Genomic DNA, 18,449 nt, shown 5'->3' with positions numbered 1-18,449 from the left:
TTACCCCCTTCTATATATCACGCTTCGCTTTCTCTATGGCTGCCGCAAATCCTTTATCGTCGACCAGAACGATAACGTTCTGGGCTTTGCCGACAGCGCTTCCTAATTCATCTTTTGTATATGTATCAATGACGGCGATCCCTTTTCTTTCGGCCAGGCGGCGGTATTTGGTGACGTTGTCATTGCCGCCGTCGGCTGCGAGAAACAGTAAAGGTACGCTCTTTTTTTTCAATGTTTTCTGTGCGGCTCCATCACCGCAGACGGTCTTACCGGCCCGGCAGGCAAGGCCTAAGAGATTGAGGATTTTGTCGCTCACAACAGGTCCTTTCTCAATGCTTCATAAATATCATTCGATACCTTGGTCTTTAACGACCGCTCCAGGCGATGCTCTTTATACGCTTTTTCGAGGCATTCGCTGTCCGGGCAAAGATAGACGCCGCGGCCGGACTTCTTGCCGGTCTTGTCGATTTCGACCGTACCTTCCGGCGTGCGGACGACGCGGATCATCTCTTTCTTGCTCTTGAGTTCCTGACAGCCGGCACAGACGCGCATCGGAGTTTTTCGGGTCTTCATCGTTTATTCTCCTTCCGTCGGTACGGTCGTATCGTCATCTGAAGGCAGGGCCATTTCGCTGAGGACGTCCAAGTCGTCGGCTTCTGCCGTTTCCGGAGCCTCTTCGTCGAAAGATTCAGCTGCCTGGCTTTCGCTCTTGATGTCGATTTTCCAGTTAGTCAATTTCGCTGCCAAACGGGCATTCTGGCCGGCTTTGCCGATAGCCAGGGACAATTGATAGTCGGGAACGACGACGCCCGAAGATTTTTCAGCTTCGTCGACGGTAACCGAAATGACCTGAGCCGGGCTGAGGGCATTGGCAATATAGACGGCCGGATCTTCATCCCATTTGACGATGTCGATCTTTTCGTTCTGCAGTTCCGAAACGATGTTCTGGACGCGAACGCCTTTAGGACCGACACAGGCGCCGACGGAATCGACGTTTTCATCGCGGGAATAGACGGCGACTTTAGAACGGCGGCCCGGTTCGCGGGCTACGGATTTCAGTTCGACGACGCCTTCGTAAATTTCCGGTACTTCCAATTCAAAGAGGCGCTTGAGCAGGCCCGGATGGGTCCGGGATACGAGGATCTGAGCGCCTTTCGTCGTCTTGCGAACTTCGACGACGTAGCATTTGATGCGTTGGCCTACGGTGTAGGTTTCCGTCGGAATCTGTTCCGACGCCGGCAGGATGGCTTCGGCTTTCCCGAGATCGACATAGACGCTCTTATTTTCGATACGCTGGATGATTCCCGTAATGATGTCATCCATGCGGTCGGAAAATTCATCATAGACGATATTGCGTTCGGCTTCACGCAGGCGCTGAATCATGACTTGTTTGGCAGCCTGGGCGGCGATGCGGCCGAAGTTGGCCGGTGTGACATCGACGTTGACGATGTCGCCGACTTCATAGCCGGGATCGATGAGCCGTGCCTTATCGAGAGAAATTTCGATGTTTTCATCTTCGACGTCATCGACGACGGTCTTGGCAGCCCGGATCTGGTAATCCCCGGTCGTGCGGTCCAAGGTAACTTCTGCCGTCGGATTGGCATCGGGCTCCTTTTTGTAAGCCGTAATCAAGACGGCTTCCAGAGAGTCGCAGATGACATCCGAAGATACGCCTTTCTCTTTGGATAAGTAAGCAATAGCATTGAGCAATTCTTTATTCACGGTAATAACCTCCACTAAAAATCAATATGCAAACGGACTTGCGATATTTCTTTCCTGTCTATCTCGTGTTCCTCCCCATCGATCAGAACGACGAGCTTATCGTCTGCCGTCTTTTTGACCAGTTCAGCCGTCACATCCTTGACGCCGTTCCAAGCTTTGAAAAAATGAATATCAACCGATCGGCCGGCATAGCGGATAAAGTCTTTATCCTTCCGCAAGATGCGGTCCAGTCCGGGCGACGATACTTCGAGGAGATAATTTTCGCGAATCGGATCCTTTTCATCGAGGACCCGGCTCAGTTTTTCACTGACAGCCTGGCAGTCTTCCAGGTCGACGCCGCCTTCTTTATCGATAAACACGCGCAAGTACCAGTCCCGCTCACGCACGTATTCGACATCGACTAACTCGATATCAGATCCCGCAATAATCGTTTCTACTTCTTTAGCAATCAAATCTTCAATGTGTTCACGTCTCATCGTATTCACCAGCCTGTCCTCAAAAAATTTCTGTTAGGTAAAAGTTAAGAGTGGGCTCTCACCCACTCTTCGCATCGAAACATCTAAATTACTTTTAGTATACCACTGTCTGGTCATTCTGACAACGACTTGTCCCGGTCGGCACCGATATCATCGAGGACCGGAAGTAACCGCTTGCGCAAGGCTGCTTCCAATTCCCGCAACGTCGACGTATCGAAGTCGTGGACCAGATTAGGGAAGTTCTGCACCCGCCGTTCGGCAAAGAAATCGTCGCGCAGGACGTTGTACATCAAGGACAGCCCGCTTCGCGATGCCTTATCGTAATAGGATAAGATCATATAAGAGCCGTTGATGATGCGAACGGCCTCGTCCGGCTTGATAAGCCGCCGAAACCCGTCGTACGATTCAGGCAGAAAGTCATCCCAGGAAAGGTCGGGTAGTCCCTTGTTTTTCAGAATGACACCGAAGTTTTTCCTGCGTTCCACATAGGAATCATGAATGATCCGGGCCAGCCGCTCTTCCACCATTTTACGAAAGGCGTCGAAGGACCCGGTGATAAATTCGATAAGGGCAAATTCCAACATGCCGATATCGACCCGAACGGCGTATTCTTCCGATTCGGGATTGAAGATAGCCCGCACAGTCCAGCCGTTCTCCTTATTTTCATAAGTGAACAGGCGATATTCGACGGGGTTGCCGTCTTTTTCAACCATGCGATATTCTTCCAATAACTGAAAATCTCCCACCGTAAGTGGGAGAACAGTCATGATATTCCATTGTTTGAGTGTTTCAATCAATGTGTTATCCATAGTAATGAATGGTGCGGTTGGCGGGAGTTGAACCCGCACGATCGAAGATCACTGCCGCCTGAAGACAGCGCGTCTGCCATTCCGCCACAACCGCATAACTTAAAAATCATAAAGCTGCTTGTAGTGCTTTTCGTTCAACAAAACTATTCTAACATATTCCCGCGTTTCTGAAAAGGGTATTTTTTCAATTTCTTGAAAATCTTTTGTCCAGCCATATTCCCGGACCCAAGAATCGACGTGTCCCCGACCGGCATTATACGCAGCCAGAGCCAGTATTTGATTCCCATCATACTCTTTCAAAAGATAAGCGAGATACCATGTTCCCAGCCTTATGTTGGTACGGACGTCACTGAGTTTATCCGGCGTGTAGTCAGTCATTCCCATCTCATCGGCAATCCATTGGGCCGTATCGGGCATGACCTGCATCAGGCCATGGGCGCCGGGTTGAGACGAAGCCCGTTCGTCGAATTTGCTCTCAACTAAGATGACGGAGGCCACCAGGGCCGGGTCGATCTTGGTTTCATAAGTATACTGCCGAACGAGATAATCGTACTGAAGGGGATAGACGAACTTGCGCATGACATCGTCTTTCCATGAATAGAAATACGATGCCGAAAAGAAAAGCAACAGTGCTGCTATGATGATTGTCCCTTTGGTACTTCCCTTTTTTCTCACGTCTTTTCCCTACATTTCAATGCGGTCCATCAAGTCCTGCCAAGCGGCTTTCACTTGTGCCCGCGTCGCTTCAGGCGACCCGTTATTATCGATGACAACCTGTGCCAAAGACCGTTTCTCGTCGATGGGAAGCTGGGCGTGAATCCGCGCCAACGCCTCTTCTTCCGAATACCCGTTGCGCTTCATCAGCCGCAAAAGCTGAGTCTTCGGATCGACGTATACGAGCCATGTTTCGTCAACGTACGAATTGTATTTTATCTCATAAAGTAAAGGCATGTCAAGAAAGATGACCGGATTTTTTTTATCTTCTTCGATTTTTCGGATTTCTCGTTCGATGCCGTCATGGATGAGGGGAAACAGCAGGCCTTCGAGTTTTGCCTTTTTCTCCTTATCTTGAAAGACCAAACTGCCGATATAGGCCCGGTCCATAGAACCGTCCTCACAAAGAGCCTTAGGCCCAAAAGCAGCGGCAACGGCGGCAAGGCCCTTCGTCCCCGGCAGGACAACGTCATGAGCGATGACGTCGCAATCGACGATGCCGGCACCATACTCTCTGAGCATGGTCACAACGGTACTCTTCCCCGACGCAATGCCGCCGGTCAATCCGATATGAAGCATAAAAATCTCTCCCTCTCCGTGCAATATACTTCTATTATACTGATAGAATGATCTTCTGTCCAACGCCGCCTTGTGTTTCTTTAATAAAAGGGCAGCATGCCGTAAACTTGCTTTTATTGATTACCATGTTTTCCATTCTTTTCATCCATTCTTCGTTCGTACTCTTTAAAAATGAAGGTATGGAAAAAATCATATACCTTCCTATATGACATATCTTCTCCTGCTGCATTAACTAGTTTTATCCCCTGCCCTGTCTTAATACTAAATTCAATAATTTCAGAGTAAAATAAAAATTCAGTCACACCGTGATATCTTTCATTATCGATATCATCAGTCAAAAAAATCCGAAAACATTTCTCTATGACCAAAGAATAAATTTCTTGCCTGTTCAATATCTCTGTATTAACAGATTGTGCCAAACTGTCTAGTAATGGCGTTGCATGAAATATAAAGTTCAAATTTTCTCCTATATATTTTATTCTATGATTACTCTTTTCGCAGTGGGTCACGAGACCATCATAATTAACCATCATTTCATTCATTATATCAGTGATTTTTGAGTTATTTTTATATTCCTCTTTAATACACTTTAATGTTTCTAAAGCCTCTTGTTGTAAGACATATATGTTCTTCGTTTCTAAGAAAATCTCCCCATATTCAACAGGCTTAAATGCTTTCCATCCCATGTAGCATTCTAAAAAACCATTCACTTTACATTTCACTGCCAAAGAAAACATATCATTGAAATAAAAAGATTGTGTCGTATCTATGATGTCCTTATTGACATGCATGATTTGTTGGGCAATTCCATGGACATGGGCATCAGTCAGTGCACTGTGAAACTCATATAAATACTGTACGTAATTAACAAAGCCGGAAAGCTGTACCATCGTACTATATAAATTACTTTTGAACGCCTTCTCGGCTTGCCCTCTATTAAAGCGATACATAAAAACGGCTGTTAATGCTGAACAAATCGCAGCGATTGTAGAAGAATTATCGAGCACTGCATTAACGATATGGGCTATAAAATCCATTTGTATGCATCAACGTCCTTTCCTTATGCTTCAAATTAAAAGCATAGCTGCAAAATACAGCTATGCTTTCATTAGATTTAATTTGTCGCAATAACCTGATTTATAATTCTTATTCGTATATCTTAGAGGCACATTTCGTAAATCTTTACGATGTCGTCGGGCGTGAGGTCGATGAAGCCGTGGAGGGTTCCACCGAGTTGTTTGCAGGCGTTTTCGGCCATATCACGGAAGTGTTTATCGTCGATGCCGAGGTCAGACAGGCGGCTGTCGAGACCTAAGGTCTTAAAGAAGAAATCCGACAAGGCTTCGATAGCCTTTTCAGCCCCTTCTCGATCGGACAGGCTGTCGTCGAGGCCAAAGACGTTGGTTCCCAGACGCTTAATCTGCCAAGCATTGTCATCGTTCATGACATATTTGAGCCAACGCGGGATGAGGATGGCCAGGCCGTGACCATGGGTAATGTCGTAGACGGCGGACAGTTCGTGTTCCATGCGGTGGCACGACGTCATCTGAGAAACGCCGCCGGCCAAAAAGCCGTTGAGGGCCCACGTCGACGCCCACATGAGGTTGGCTCGGGCTTCGTAGTTATCCGGTTCCTTAAGGGCAATGGGAGCAAATTTCACGACGGTTTTCAGCACTTCGTCCTGGACGCGGTAGATCATGTCCATCCGAGGCTGTCTTGAAAAGTACACCATATCAAAGATATGGGCCATGATATCGACGCTTCCGGAAGCCGTCTGGTAAGCCGGCACGCTGAAGGTGTTGGTCGGGTCGAGGAAGGATACGGCAGGCTGGACAGCCGGCGAAAAGTACGGCAGCTTATCCTTCGTATCGACGTTACTGATGACGGCGCCGGCATTCATTTCAGACCCCGTAGCAGCGATGGTCAGGACCGTCATGAGGGGCAGGGCCTTCGGACTTACGACCTTCTTCATGACCAAATCCCAGCAGTCGTCTGTATCGGCGGCTACCGTGGCTGCCATGACTTTCGAAGCGTCGATGGTCGAACCGCCGCCGACAGCCAGGATGACATCGATGCCTTCTTCCCGGCAAATCTTGACGCCCTTATTGACCGTCGTATGGCGCGGATTCGGTTCGACACCGCCCAGTTCGGAAATGGTCATGCCGGCTTTGGTCAAAACATCGATGACCTTATCGTAAAGGCCGATGCGTTTAATGGATCCGCTGCCATAGACGAGGAGGACTTTTTTGCCAAAAGCCGCCGCTTCTTCACCGAGGTGGGTTAATTGATCTTTCCCAAAGTAAATTTTTGTTTTATTTTGAAATACGAAATCGTTCATCGTAAAACTCCCTTCTTAAAGAATGATTCTATATATATGTAATTCGCCGCCCCCGGCAGAATCCCTTTTTCAAAATCTTAATACATCCCTTTCCTATACGACAATGCAAAACAGGCCGCAAAAAAAGCACGACTGTCTGTCAAGCAGCCGTGCTTTGATATCAGGCTTTATCGAAAAAATATCAGTGTGTCTCTTTCAAATACTGCAAATCACCGAACCAGTACGAAGCCGTCGTACCGCCGTCGATGAGGATGTCGCTGCCGGAGATGAAACGGCCTTTGTGGCTCATGAGAAATTCCGCCAAGTCACCGATTTCATCGGGCGTACCGGCGCGGCCGGCCGGGCTGAGGGACAGCATCTTGCGGTAGCCGTCTTTACGCGGACCGTTCAGTTCGTCCTTAGCCAGGGGCGTAATGACGATACCCGGGCTGATGGAATTGACCGTCGCGCCTCGTTTCCCCCAGTTCGTGGCTTCGGCCATGACCCGCAGGACGTTGCAGCGCTTTGAATACTGATAGGCCTTCAACGTATCTGTGATGGTTTTGAGAAAGGGCAGGTCCAACAGTCCTTCCGTCGGCGTCAGGGCCAGTTGATCCGTTTCTTCCTGAGACAAGGCGCCCAATCGATGGCCGGACTGGGACGAAATGATGATACCCGAACCGCCGGCTTCGATGACCTTGCCGAATTCTTCCAACAGGACCGCCGTGCCGTAGAGGTCTACTTTCAAGATCGTTTCGATCGATGCCTGAGACGGCGATACGCCGGCGGCATTGATGAGAAACTTAATGGCGCCGAACTGCTTGGCATGATCGATGAGGGCCAAAATGGACGAGCGCGACGAAATGTCAACGGCCAGAGTGCTCGTTTTAAAGCCTGTATTTTCTAAAACTGCAGCCGCCCGGTCAGCCTGTCCCTGATTCACATCGGCCAAGACGATGTGACGGCCGCTTCCGACGCGGCGGGCAATGGCCTGGCCGATCTGGCCGGAACCGACTAAGACGACGACTTCCTTTTCATTTGCATTCATCGAGAGATTCCTCCTATATATACAATACATGATAAATCATGGATAGTGGCAGGATGCTGGTTCCTGTCGACATTGGTATTGTACCGAATTCGTCCATTTAACACAATTCGAAATCAAAAGGCGTTCCATTAGTTTTACTTATGTCAAAACTACGGTATAATAGCAGTAACGTTTCAAAAGAAAGGAGTGAGTCCATGCTGTTTCGCCAAATGAAATACTTCATGGCCGTCGTCGACGCCAAGAGCTTTACCGAAGCCTCCTATGCCTTGGAAATTTCCCAATCTGCCGTATCGCAGCAGATCAAGGCCCTCGAAGAGGACTTAGGCGTTCCTTTATTGATTCGCCATCATCGGCATTTTTCCCTGACGCCGGCCGGTGACTATTTCTACCGCCACGGAAAGGAACTGCTTCAAGAAATCGAAGCGTTCAAGGCGGAAACCCGCAGGCAAGGCGAAGATAAAGAGCTGCACCTATCTATCGGCTATCTGAACAACTACGTCGGCAGCGAGCTCTATGAAACGATTGCCGCATTTTCTGCTGATTACCCGGAAGTGACCATCCATATCTTCAATGGAACTCACGAATCCCTGTACTGGGAACTGCGTACGCGAAAAGCCGACTTGGTTCTCAGCGACCAGCGCCGGGCCTTTTCCGACTTATACGAAAATGACATTCTCATAAAGGGTACGGTCTATGCCGAGATATCTCGTCAGAATCCCCGGAGTCAACAGGAATTCCTTACCTTGGAAGACGTGAAGCGCTTCCCCTGCATCCTGGTCACGGCGGAAAATCAGGAAGCGTCAGAAGCTGCCTATTATACCGAGACCCTGGGCTTTGCCGATAATTTTCTCTTTGCCCGTACCATCGAAGAAGCACGGCTCCTCGTGGCCGGCAACCGCGGCTATCTGCCTTTGGAAAGTTTTTCACCGACGCCGCCGTCGGGCACGGCCTCGCGCTGTCTGCCCCTCTATCGAGGCGGCAGTCCCATGATGCGCCATTACTGTCTCTTTTGGCATAAGGACAACAGTACCTACTACGTCGAGGAATTTGCCCGCCTGCTCCACCAGCGGATTAAGGAGTACCAAAAAGGGTAACCCCGCCAAAATATACGTAACGTTGTCGTTCTATTTATGAATTGTTTAAGCTGTCTCTGTACCATAAAGTATCATTACCATTAGGAGGGATCTTATGCTTTCTGCCTTACGGCACCACCGGCGCCTGGTATTCGTTTTTTTCCTGCTGGCCGCCGCTTTTCTCTACTTCGCCCACATCGACTCGTACCATCTCATCGAGCTCGACGAGGGCCGCTACCATCGTATTCCCATGGAAATGGTCCTGTCCGGCGACTATCTGACACCCCATTTCAATTACATGCCCTACTTTGAAAAACCGATCTTCCAGTATTGGGTGACGGCCCTGGCTATGAAACTCTTCGGCTTTAAGGAATTTACAGGCCGCGTCCTGCCGGCCTTGACCGGTTTTGGAAACGTCATCTTAGCCTACGTCCTGGGCCGAACCATGTACAACGGACGAACGGGCCTCATGGCCGCCATCATCCTGGCTACGTCGGCACTCCAGCTCATCGTCGCCTCCATCGGAGTCCTCGACATGGCCCTGACCTTTTTCGTCGACGCCTGCCTGGTCACCTTTTATCTCTTTGAAAGGACGGAAGAGAAGAAATATCTCCTCCTCTTCTATGCTTCCATGGGGCTTGGCATGCTGACCAAGGGGCTCATTGCCATCGCCTTTCCCGTGGGCATCCTCTTTTGGTATGCCCTGTGCACGCGGCGGCCGCGGCTCTTTTTAAAACTTTTCTACGTGCCCGGAATCCTGCTCTTCCTGGCGATTTCCGTCCCTTGGTACTACCTCGTATCGAAAGCCAACCCGGATTTCTTCTATTTCTTCTTCATCCGCGAACACTTCCTTCGCTTTGCCACCAAGATGCACGAACGCTTCCATCCTTGGTACTACTTCGTCCCGGTCCTCATTGCCGGTCTCATGCCCTGGACGGGCTTTCTGGCGACCTTTTTCAGTAAAAAAGGCATCTTCCGCGCGCCGGGCACGCTGCGTCACAAACAGGATCTCATCCTCCTGTCCTTGTGGGCCGGCCTGATCTACGTCTTTTACAGCATTTCCGATTCCAAACTGCCGACGTATATCCTGCCCTGCTGGCTGCCCTTATCGGTCCTCTTGGCAGCTTCCCTGGAACGGTGCCGCCGCGAAAAATCCTGGCTCGGCCACAGTTTCCTCATCAACTCCCTGCTCTGCCTCCTCTTTACGGCAGCCGGCGTCGTCTACCTCATGCACACCGATTTTCTGACGATTGCCGACTTCTTCAGTCACGGCGGCCTGCTCATCGCCTCCCTCCTCATCGGGACGGCAGCCGCAGCCTGGTCGTGGCACAAGCGGCGAAGCTTCCTTTCGGTGTTCGTCATCCTCACCATCATGGCCTATGGCTTCGGCCTCGGTGCCCATCAGATTCAAGGCCAGATCCACGACCACCAGACGGCCTATACGGTCAGTCAGGATATTAAAAAGCTGAACGTACCGGACAGTACGCCCATCATCATGTACGGCTACTTCATCCCGGGCCTGGTCTATTACCTCGACCGTCCCATTGCCACGGGCAACTTCATGGGCGAATTGAACTTCGGCATCCATCACACGGAGCGGACGGGCATGTACTATGGCAGCAACGAATTGTATGCCCTCTGGAACAGCGATAAGCCGGCCGTCATCGTCGTCGAAAAGAAATACTTGGAAGAAGCCCTGCGCGTCGTCGGAACACCTCCGGCTCGGCGCATTACCGACGAAGACTACACGGTTCTCTTAAACGGCCCTGCCGCTCAGGACGCGGCTCGATAAAGAGCTGTATCGCAGCATCGATACTTGAAATAATCCGCTAAACAACAAGATACACAAAAACCAGCACCATGACGACAACCATCGCCATGGTGCTGGTTTTCTTATCGGTGAAAATCCCGAGGCAAGGATTCTATGTCAGTTGTTCTTTGAAAAAATCGGCAACCGCCCGGGCTGCCCCGTCTGTATCGTGACTGAAGACATGGTCTTCGCCGTCGATGAGATGGAGTTGGCCGTTAAAGTAGATGCGCTGATAACGCTGGCTGTACGTATAAGGGGCAATGACGTCACCCGTGCCGTGGATCATGTAGGCCGGGCCCTGATACTGGGACGCCGTTTCATAAATGGGAAGGGTCTGAGCCGTTTTGACATAGTTGGCTCCGACCTGATAATCCCGTACCTTGATGGTTTCCGACGGATTGAGGGGATCGTAGTGAATCCCAAAAAGCTGGCCGCGAATGGCATCCTCCCGAAGGACGGCGGCCGGCGCCATGAGGGCCAGGGCTTTCACCTTCTGTGTCCCCAGTTCGCCGGCCGTCATACTGGCAACGACGCCGCCTTGAGAGTGACCGGCCAGGGCGATTCCCGTCACGCCGGGAAGCTTACCGGCATAGTCATAGACGGCTTTGGTGTCTTCGATTTCGTTGAGGACGGTCATATCTTGGAATCGTCCTTCGCTCTTCCCATGACCGTTAAAATCGAAGCGGATGGACGCAATGCCGTCTTTTTCTAAGTCATCGGCGAGTTTCGTCAGAAGGGGCCGCTCCTTATTCCCCATGAAGCCGTGCATGATGATGACTAAAGGATATTCGCTCTTTCCGTCAGGCCGCTGAAGGACAGCCGACAGTTTTCCGTGATCGCCGTCAATGGTGACGTCTTGGGACTGAGCGGCACCGACACCGGTCCCCATAGAGAAGAGGCCCAAGGTCAGTAAAGAAAGGCCCAACAGTCGTTTAAAATGACGCATAACAAAACCTCCTAACGATAGGATACTACCATCTGATATTGTATTATCATTGTACCGCCTCTCCGCAATCATGTCAATAATTACATATTAAAGATAATGAAATTCCAATACTGAAAAACGACCCTCCAACGAAGTACGCCACACACCCTCAATGCCGTATGCCGATGGAATCCGTCGACATGTCTCAATCCCGCAACGCCCCAACGGGCCAAGCGAATCGAGAAAGGATACGTGCAAGAAAGACACTCCGTCACGAAAAAAGAGAGCCGTCTAAAAAGACAACTCCCTTTTGTATGTGAATGACATCTAGCGTTAAGCCGGCTCCTCACTTCTGGCATGTCGGGCAGTAATGGGTGCCGCGGCCGTTTAGTTTTACGTATTCAATAGTCGTGCCGCAGACCGTACACGGCGTCCCTTCGCGGCCGTAGACGCGGAGGTTTTCCTGGTTCTGCCCTTCTTTGCCATTGCCGCTGATGAAATTCCGTATCGTCGTACCGCCGTGTGCGAGGCCTTCTTGGAGAACAGCCGTGATAGCCTCATGGAGTTTCACCGCTTCTTTTTTCGTAACCTTACAGCCTCGGCGCAGGGGACGGATTCCGGCGCGGAACAGGGCTTCGTCGACGTAAATATTGCCGATGCCGGCCACCTTGGTCTGGTCGAGAAGGACCGTCTTTACCGGCCGGCGCGTTTCCTTTAAGAAACGATACAAGCCCTCTGCTGTAAAAGCCGGACTGATGGCATCGGGACCGAGGTTGTCATAGCCTTTGATCCCCGTCGGTCCTTCTGTCGGTACGAGCCATAAACAGCCCAAGGTTCGGATATCGCGATACAGGAGTCGGCCTTCCGTCAGAGAAAAGACGACGTGAACGGCCCGTCCGGCATACTCTCCAGGCATAGCTTCATAGAGGAGGCTGCCCGTCATCCGAAGGTGCACCAAGACCGACCAAGGGCCGCTGCAGCGGAGAAAAAGGTATTTTCCACGGCGGCTGACGCCTTCGATTTCCGTTCCGGTCAGGGACGAAACGAAATTTTCTGCCGTCGTATTGCGGATGAGCCGCGGCAGGGATACGTCGACGGCCGTGATGACCTTGTGCTGTACCTTCTTTTCGATGAAGGAGCGTATCGTTTCTACTTCCGGCAATTCCGGCATAAACTCACCTACTTCGCTTCTTCCCAGTTAGCGCCGCTGTGAATGTCTACGACGAGGGGAACGGAAAGGTCGACGATGTGTTCCATCGTATCTTTTAAAAGTTTTTCAATTTCCTCTTTTTCGCCAGCCGGCACTTCTAAGACCAGTTCGTCATGGACTTGGACCAAGAGCTTGCTTTTCAGCTTCCGCTTTTCCAGCTCATCTTGGACGGCGTTCATAGCCAACTTGATGATGTCGGCGGCACTGCCTTGGATGGGCGTGTTCATGGCCGTCCGTTCGGCAAAGGAACGGCGCGTGAAATTCTTGCTGTTGATGTCCGGCAGGGCCCGGCGGCGTCCGAACATGGTGACGGCCATACCGCTCTGTTTCGCCGATTCGATGAGGCCGTTCATATAATCGTGAATCGTACTGTAGCGGGCAAAGTAGGAATCGATATAATCCTTAGCTTTCTGACGGGAAATGGAAATGTTACGAGCCAGGCCGAAGTCACTGATGCCGTAAATGATGCCGAAGTTGACGGCCTTGGCGTGAGACCGTTCTTCCGGCGTAACTTCATCCCAGGGAATGCCGAAGACTTCCGACGCCGTCCGGCGGTGGATATCCTGCCCTTTCTGGAAGCCGTCGATCATGGTCGGGTCCTGAGAGAGATGAGCCAAAAGGCGCAGCTCAATCTGCGAGTAGTCGCCCGATACGATATAGTCATAGCCCTTGCCGGGAATGAAGATGGACCGTATCTTGCGGCCCTGTTCAGTCCGGATGGGGATATTCTGCAAGTTGGGATCGGAACTGCTGAGACGGCCCGTTGCCGTCACCATTTGGTTGAAATGGGTATGGATACGTCCTGTTTCCGAAGAAATGAGCGGTTCCAGCCCGTCGAGATAGGTCGAGATGAGCTTCTTCAAGGCCCGGAAGCGGAGGATCTTATCAATCATGGGATGCTTATCTAAAAGGGCATCGAGGACGGAACTGTCCGTAGAATAACCGGTCTTGGTCTTTTTAATGACCGGCAGCTTCAATTTTTCAAAGAGGATGACGCCGAGCTGTTTCGGTGAGCTGATGTTAAACGTTTCGCCGGCGTCGTCGTAAATAGCTTCTTCCAAGGCATCGGCCTGGGTCGATAACTCGCTCTTCATAGCCATGAGCCGTTCCGTATCGACAGTAAAGCCGTTCATTTCCATGACTGCCAGGGTACGGACCAGAGGTTCTTCGATGGAATCGTAGAGGTCGGTCAGATTCCCTTCTTTCAGTTGTGCTTCAACTTTCGGCCAAACGGCAAGGGCAAAGGCGGCATCACTGACCAGCCGCTGCACATCGTCATCAGCCGGTTCCTGAAGGCTGACGTCGAAGGTTTCTGAAATATAGGTCAGGCCGTAAGACGTCCGCGTCGGATCCAAAAGGTAGGCTGCCAGGATGATGTCCTTTAAAGGCAGTCGACCCGAAGTCACGGCGGAAACGGCCTTGATAAGATTTTTTCCATCAGCCGTAATGACGGCTTTAGCTTCCGGCAACACGGTGAGGTAGGCTGCATAGTCCCCCTGAGGTACGGTAAAAGCCCCCTCTTCCGTCGCCATGGCAAGGCCCGTAATCCCCGGAACGGGCTGATGATCGTCAAATTCGGCGGCTACGGCAACGATTTTCCCCTTCAAGCTTTCAGTCGGCGGCGCATCGACGGCCGTGACTGCAGCTTCTTCGGACTCCGTTCCTGTGCTGAGGTGAGAAAAGCGGTCAAAGGCGGCAAATCGTTCCAAGAGATTGCGGAAGCCCAGGCTTTTAAAGAGTTCAGCTACGTCAGCCTGACGAGGCTGGGGCTGGAACTGGTCGATGGTATAGGTCAGGTCGAGGTCGCAGCGAATGGTCGCCAAATCTTTGGACAAGAGGGCCTTATCCTTATTGTCGGCCAATTTTTCCTGAAGCTTCTTCCCTTTCACCTCGTCGAGGTGTTCATAGACGCCGGCGACGCTGCTGAATTGGGAGATGAGCTTCAAGGCCGTTTTTTCGCCGACACCGGGGACGCCGGGGATGTTGTCGGCCGTATCGCCCATGAGGGCCTTCATTTCGATGACCTGAGCCGGCGTATAGCCGTATTCTGCTTCCATAACGGCCGGCGTGACAGCCAGCATCTGGGTAATGCCCTTCTTGGTCAGATAGACTGTAACGTCGTCAGTGACTAACTGGAGGGCATCGCGGTCACCGGTAACGACGTCGACGGCATAGCCTTCAGCGGCCATGTTTTTCGCAAGGGTACCGATGATGTCATCCCCTTCATAGCCTTCCTGTTCGAGGACGGAGATACCCAGGCAGTCGAGGACTTCGCGGATCAAGGCGAACTGAGGGCGCAGGTCGTCGGGCGCTTCCTTACGGGTCGCCTTATAGCCGTCATACAAGTCGTTGCGGAAGGTGTACTTTCCCTTGTCGAAGGCGACGGCGACGTACTGCGGATCGAGTTCGCTGTAAAGCTTCAATAACATATTCAAAAAACCATAGACGGCATTGGTCGGCCGTCCCTGAGGATCACTCAGATGGGGAATGGCAAAAAAAGCCCGATAGAGCAGGCTGCTGCCGTCGATGATGACGATATTCTCTTTCATACTCTAATTGGCCCTTTCTTTAATATATAGTCTAGCGGTGCAGGATGGAGCTCAGGATGCTGTACAGGCAGTAGATGACAAAGATGCCGAGCAGATAAGGCATGGCCATGACGATGAGTCCCAAGGCACCGATGATGACGGCGACGACGCAGAAGACGATGACGCCGATGGCTAATTTTACGCGCCATGACAGACCGCTGGTCACGATATGGATTCGCTGCTGCTGCGCGTTCTGCTGTTCCCGCAGCCGTTCTTCATAAAGGGACTGCTGGTCGTGGACCGTACCGTCTTCATCAATGGTCGGTCCGCTGAAGTTGTCTCGTTCGTGATCCGAGAGAATTTTGGGATCTTCTGAATTCATAACGTAATACTCCTATCTTTAGTAATTTCTGTTTTTCATACGGCGTTCAATATCGCGTTTGGCTTCTTTTTCAGCCAAGGCCTGGCGTTTATCGTACAGTTTCTTCCCTGTCGCTAAGGCCACGGTTACCTTGACCTTCCCCTTCTTAAAATAGAGATTGAGGGGAATGAGGGTATAGCCTTTTTCCTGGATCTTGCCCAACAATTTGATGATTTCATACTTGTGGAGCAAGAGCTTCCGCGTCCGCAGCGGGTCATGGTTAAAGCGATTTCCCTGTTCGTACGGGCTGATATGCATCCCTAAGAGCAGGACTTCGCCGTTTTCAATGCGGCAGAAGCTGTCTTTCAAATTGACCTTGCCCTGGCGCAGGGATTTGACTTCTGTACCGGTCAGGGCGATGCCGGCTTCATACGTTTCATGAATAAAATAATCGTGACGGGCCTTGCGGTTATCCGAAATATATTTCACACCTTTAGTCGGTGATGTTGACACTAGTGATTCCTCCTACTTCTTACTCTTTTTATTGCGGCGCACTTTGGTATTCTTGCCTTTGCGGTCGTTTTTACGGCTGTTCTTCTTATCCTTGCGGATTTTCTTATCCTTCTTTTTATCTTTCTTCGAGCCGCCTGCGCCGGCGAACCAATTGCGCTTGGTCTTGCCTTCCTTGTTGTCGCTGCTCTTTCGTTTATGGCGCCGTTCACTGCTGGCGGCCATCAACTTCTGGACGTCTTCCAGCGATTCATAGCGGCCGGGAACGAAGTCGATTTCTCCTTTTTCGACGTTGACCTGAGCCAAGGTGACTTCCATGGCGTCGCCGAGACGATAAATCTTACCGCCGAACTGACCTCGAAGCGTATAAGACGTTTCGTCGAATTCGTAGGCATCATCGGTCAACAGGGAAATGTGGATCAAACCTTCGATACCGTTTTCGAGGCCTACAAAGAGACCAAAGGACGTGATCCCTGTGACATGGGCTTCGAAAGGCTGGCCGATGAAGGGCAGCATGTACTGGCATTTCTTGAGGTCGTCCGTTTCCCGTTCGGCTTCAACGGCAATGCGTTCCCGCGAGCTGGCCTGATTGGCGGCCATGGTGTGGAAAGACAAGGACTGCTGCGCTTCTTCTTCCCGCAGTTTGCCGCGGCGCTGATACTGGCGAATGAGGCGGTGGACCATGAGGTCAGGGTAGCGGCGGATCGGCGACGTAAAGTGGGTATAGCAATCCGAGGCCAGGCCGAAGTGGCCGGCGTTGGCCGTAGCGTACCGGGCCTGCTGCATGGAGCGCAGGGCGATGGTCTGAACGACGGCGGCTTCATCGGTGCCCTTAGTCGTTTCCAGCAGTTTTTGGAAATCAGCCGGTTTGACGTGTTCCGAATCGGGTACGGGCAGGTTGAAGCTCGACAGAACGGTGCGCATCATATCCAGCCGTTCCGGTTCGGGAATTTCATGGATTCGGTAGACCGACGGGTTATCGCTGTCGCGGAGATAGCAAGAGACGGTTTCGTTGGCAATGAGCATGCTTTCTTCGACGATCTGTTCGGCCAGGGTCCGTTCCCGCTTTTCTAAGCGAAGGGGCACGCCTTCCGGGTCGAGGATGACCTTGTATTCCGGGAAATCAAAGTCGATGGCCCCGCGGCGAAGGCGCATATTCTTTAAGATTGCCGACAGTTCCTGCAAATCCCGGAGCATGGGCATGAAGGGCTGCAAATCCTCAGGGATGATGCCGTCGACCAGGGCTTTTCGGACTTCGACGTAGTTACAGCGGCGCTTGACGCGGATGACAGCCGGTCCGATGTCAGATTTGACGACCTTGCCCTTATCATCGATTTCCATGACACAGGTCATGGAATATCGGTCTTCCCCGGCGTTGAGGCTGCAAATACCGTTGGACAGGACTTCCGGCAGCATGGGGATGACCCGGTCGACGAGGTAGACACTGGTGCCCCGATTATAGGCTTCTTCATCGATGGCCGAGTGAGGACGGACGTAGTAGCTGACGTCGGCAATGTAGACGCCCAGGCGGAAATGACCGTTGGGCAGTTTTACGACGTCGATGGCATCATCAAGGTCTTTGGCATCTTCACTGTCAATCGTAATGAGCTGACGGTCGCGGTAGTCGCGGCGGCCGTCTTCGAGGACGACGGTCTGGTCGATGGCATCGGCTTCGGCCGTTACCTCTTCCGGAAAGGCAAACGGCAGGCCGTGGCGGGCCATGATAACCTTGATGTCGAGGTCGCGGTCGCCGTTATAGCCGAGAACTTCCGTCACTTCCCCTTCGGCCTTGCGATTCCGTGTCGGCCATTTGGTAATCGTCACCAAGACGCGGGCACTGCTGCGGGCATTGCCCGTTTTATCGAGAGGAATGTAGATATCTTCACGAATCCGTTCATCATCAGGCTTTACAAAAGCGCTGTGTTTTTCCAATTGGAAGGTACCGACTAAGGTCTGGTTAGCTCGTTCGACGATGGAAATGATTTCCCCTTCCTGCTTGTGGCGGCCGTTCCCGGCATGGATGATACGGACCGTGACCTTGTCGTTATTCATGGCCGTGTTGCGGTTCTGCTCGGAAATATAGACGTCCTCCGTCAGATCTTCGCTGATGACAAAACCAAAGGTCGGCGTGTATCCCTTATAGATACCGGTAATTTCCTGCGGCGTTTTGGCAGCAATATATCGATCGCCTGTAATTCTCATGAGCTTCTCACTCCTCACCAATTCATCAAATGTTTCAAATACGTCAGCTAATCTTGCACCGGCAATGCCGAGCTGTTCGGCACAGTCTTCGACGGTCGCCCCTTCGGGGGCCATGGCAGTACATATATTTATTATATCATGAGCCAGCTTTAAATCCATAGTGCT

Annotated in this window: 18 protein-coding genes and 1 tRNA gene; 2 read left to right on the top strand and 17 right to left on the bottom strand. The window is 51.5% G+C overall.

All coding sequences use genetic code 11. The features are described from left to right. Positions 1–10 precede the first annotated feature (10 nt). From UCI88_RS08055 to UCI88_RS08005, 11 genes are all read right to left on the bottom strand, one after another. On the bottom strand, positions 11–316 hold the full coding sequence (locus UCI88_RS08055; protein ID WP_044503550.1) for a L7Ae/L30e/S12e/Gadd45 family ribosomal protein: 306 nt from the start codon (positions 314–316) through the stop codon (positions 11–13). After that, positions 313–573, bottom strand: coding sequence for an RNase P modulator RnpM (gene rnpM, locus UCI88_RS08050; protein ID WP_044503549.1), 261 nt, complete (start codon positions 571–573; stop codon positions 313–315). The genes UCI88_RS08055 and rnpM overlap by 4 nt, the downstream gene beginning before the upstream one ends. 3 nt (positions 574–576) lie before the next feature. Continuing rightward, positions 577–1,722, bottom strand: coding sequence for a transcription termination factor NusA (gene nusA, locus UCI88_RS08045; protein ID WP_065360030.1), 1,146 nt, complete (start codon positions 1,720–1,722; stop codon positions 577–579). A 14-nt stretch (positions 1,723–1,736) separates the two neighbouring features. Further along, positions 1,737–2,198 (bottom strand): ribosome maturation factor RimP, encoded by a 462-nt coding sequence (locus UCI88_RS08040; RefSeq protein WP_065360046.1) that lies wholly within the window; start codon positions 2,196–2,198, stop codon positions 1,737–1,739. A 113-nt stretch (positions 2,199–2,311) separates the two neighbouring features. After that, positions 2,312–3,007, bottom strand: coding sequence for a hypothetical protein (locus UCI88_RS08035; RefSeq protein WP_287769826.1), 696 nt, complete (start codon positions 3,005–3,007; stop codon positions 2,312–2,314). A gap of 9 nt (positions 3,008–3,016) precedes the next feature. After that, positions 3,017–3,101 (bottom strand) — tRNA-Leu (locus UCI88_RS08030). 5 nt (positions 3,102–3,106) lie between these two features. After that, positions 3,107–3,682 (bottom strand): lytic transglycosylase domain-containing protein, encoded by a 576-nt coding sequence (locus UCI88_RS08025; RefSeq protein WP_330024170.1) that lies wholly within the window; start codon positions 3,680–3,682, stop codon positions 3,107–3,109. A 9-nt stretch (positions 3,683–3,691) separates the two neighbouring features. Then, positions 3,692–4,300, bottom strand: coding sequence for a dephospho-CoA kinase (coaE, locus tag UCI88_RS08020; protein ID WP_256179367.1), 609 nt, complete (start codon positions 4,298–4,300; stop codon positions 3,692–3,694). Between the two features lie 113 nt (positions 4,301–4,413). Then, positions 4,414–5,337 (bottom strand): hypothetical protein, encoded by a 924-nt coding sequence (locus UCI88_RS08015; RefSeq protein WP_256179368.1) that lies wholly within the window; start codon positions 5,335–5,337, stop codon positions 4,414–4,416. Between the two features lie 122 nt (positions 5,338–5,459). Next, a complete protein-coding gene (locus UCI88_RS08010; protein ID WP_256179369.1) occupies positions 5,460–6,638 on the bottom strand; it encodes an iron-containing alcohol dehydrogenase in 1,179 nt (392 codons plus the stop codon). A gap of 181 nt (positions 6,639–6,819) precedes the next feature. Next, positions 6,820–7,665 carry an SDR family oxidoreductase gene (locus tag UCI88_RS08005; protein WP_044503540.1) on the bottom strand — a complete coding sequence of 282 codons (846 nt, stop codon included), beginning with the start codon at positions 7,663–7,665 and terminating at the stop codon, positions 6,820–6,822. Positions 7,666–7,859: 194 nt separating this feature from the next. On the opposite strand from UCI88_RS08005, the gene UCI88_RS08000 reads away from it, so the two are divergent. Together UCI88_RS08000 and UCI88_RS07995 are read left to right on the top strand one after the other, a co-directional pair. Further along, positions 7,860–8,759 (top strand): LysR family transcriptional regulator, encoded by a 900-nt coding sequence (locus UCI88_RS08000; protein ID WP_044503539.1) that lies wholly within the window; start codon positions 7,860–7,862, stop codon positions 8,757–8,759. A 94-nt stretch (positions 8,760–8,853) separates the two neighbouring features. After that, positions 8,854–10,530, top strand: coding sequence for a glycosyltransferase family 39 protein (locus UCI88_RS07995; protein WP_256179370.1), 1,677 nt, complete (start codon positions 8,854–8,856; stop codon positions 10,528–10,530). Positions 10,531–10,660: 130 nt separating this feature from the next. Here the strand turns inward: UCI88_RS07995 and UCI88_RS07990 are convergent, their stop codons facing one another. The 6 genes from UCI88_RS07990 to rnr form a co-directional block, all read right to left on the bottom strand. Further along, the gene (locus tag UCI88_RS07990) at positions 10,661–11,494 is read right to left on the bottom strand and encodes an alpha/beta hydrolase (RefSeq protein ID WP_256179371.1); all 834 of its coding nucleotides are present in this window, start codon (positions 11,492–11,494) and stop codon (positions 10,661–10,663) included. 325 nt (positions 11,495–11,819) lie between these two features. Next, the gene (gene mutM / locus UCI88_RS07985; RefSeq protein ID WP_256179372.1) at positions 11,820–12,644 is read right to left on the bottom strand and encodes a bifunctional DNA-formamidopyrimidine glycosylase/DNA-(apurinic or apyrimidinic site) lyase; all 825 of its coding nucleotides are present in this window, start codon (positions 12,642–12,644) and stop codon (positions 11,820–11,822) included. A gap of 8 nt (positions 12,645–12,652) precedes the next feature. Next, complete coding sequence (gene polA / locus UCI88_RS07980) at positions 12,653–15,232, bottom strand: DNA polymerase I (protein ID WP_256179373.1); 2,580 nt, start codon at positions 15,230–15,232, stop codon at positions 12,653–12,655. A gap of 31 nt (positions 15,233–15,263) precedes the next feature. Beyond that, on the bottom strand, positions 15,264–15,593 hold the full coding sequence (locus UCI88_RS07975) for a hypothetical protein (RefSeq protein ID WP_044503535.1): 330 nt from the start codon (positions 15,591–15,593) through the stop codon (positions 15,264–15,266). A gap of 18 nt (positions 15,594–15,611) precedes the next feature. After that, complete coding sequence (smpB, locus tag UCI88_RS07970; RefSeq protein WP_225069218.1) at positions 15,612–16,085, bottom strand: SsrA-binding protein SmpB; 474 nt, start codon at positions 16,083–16,085, stop codon at positions 15,612–15,614. Between the two features lie 12 nt (positions 16,086–16,097). Then, positions 16,098–18,443, bottom strand: a complete 2,346-nt coding sequence (gene rnr, locus UCI88_RS07965) for a ribonuclease R (protein WP_256179374.1) — start codon at positions 18,441–18,443, stop codon at positions 16,098–16,100. Between the last annotated feature and the right edge of the window lie 6 nt (positions 18,444–18,449).

This window comes from Megasphaera massiliensis (assembly GCF_036305205.1).
GTDB classification, from domain to species: domain Bacteria; phylum Bacillota; class Negativicutes; order Veillonellales; family Megasphaeraceae; genus Megasphaera; species Megasphaera massiliensis.
This window is presented reverse-complemented; position numbering and strand designations above follow the sequence as displayed.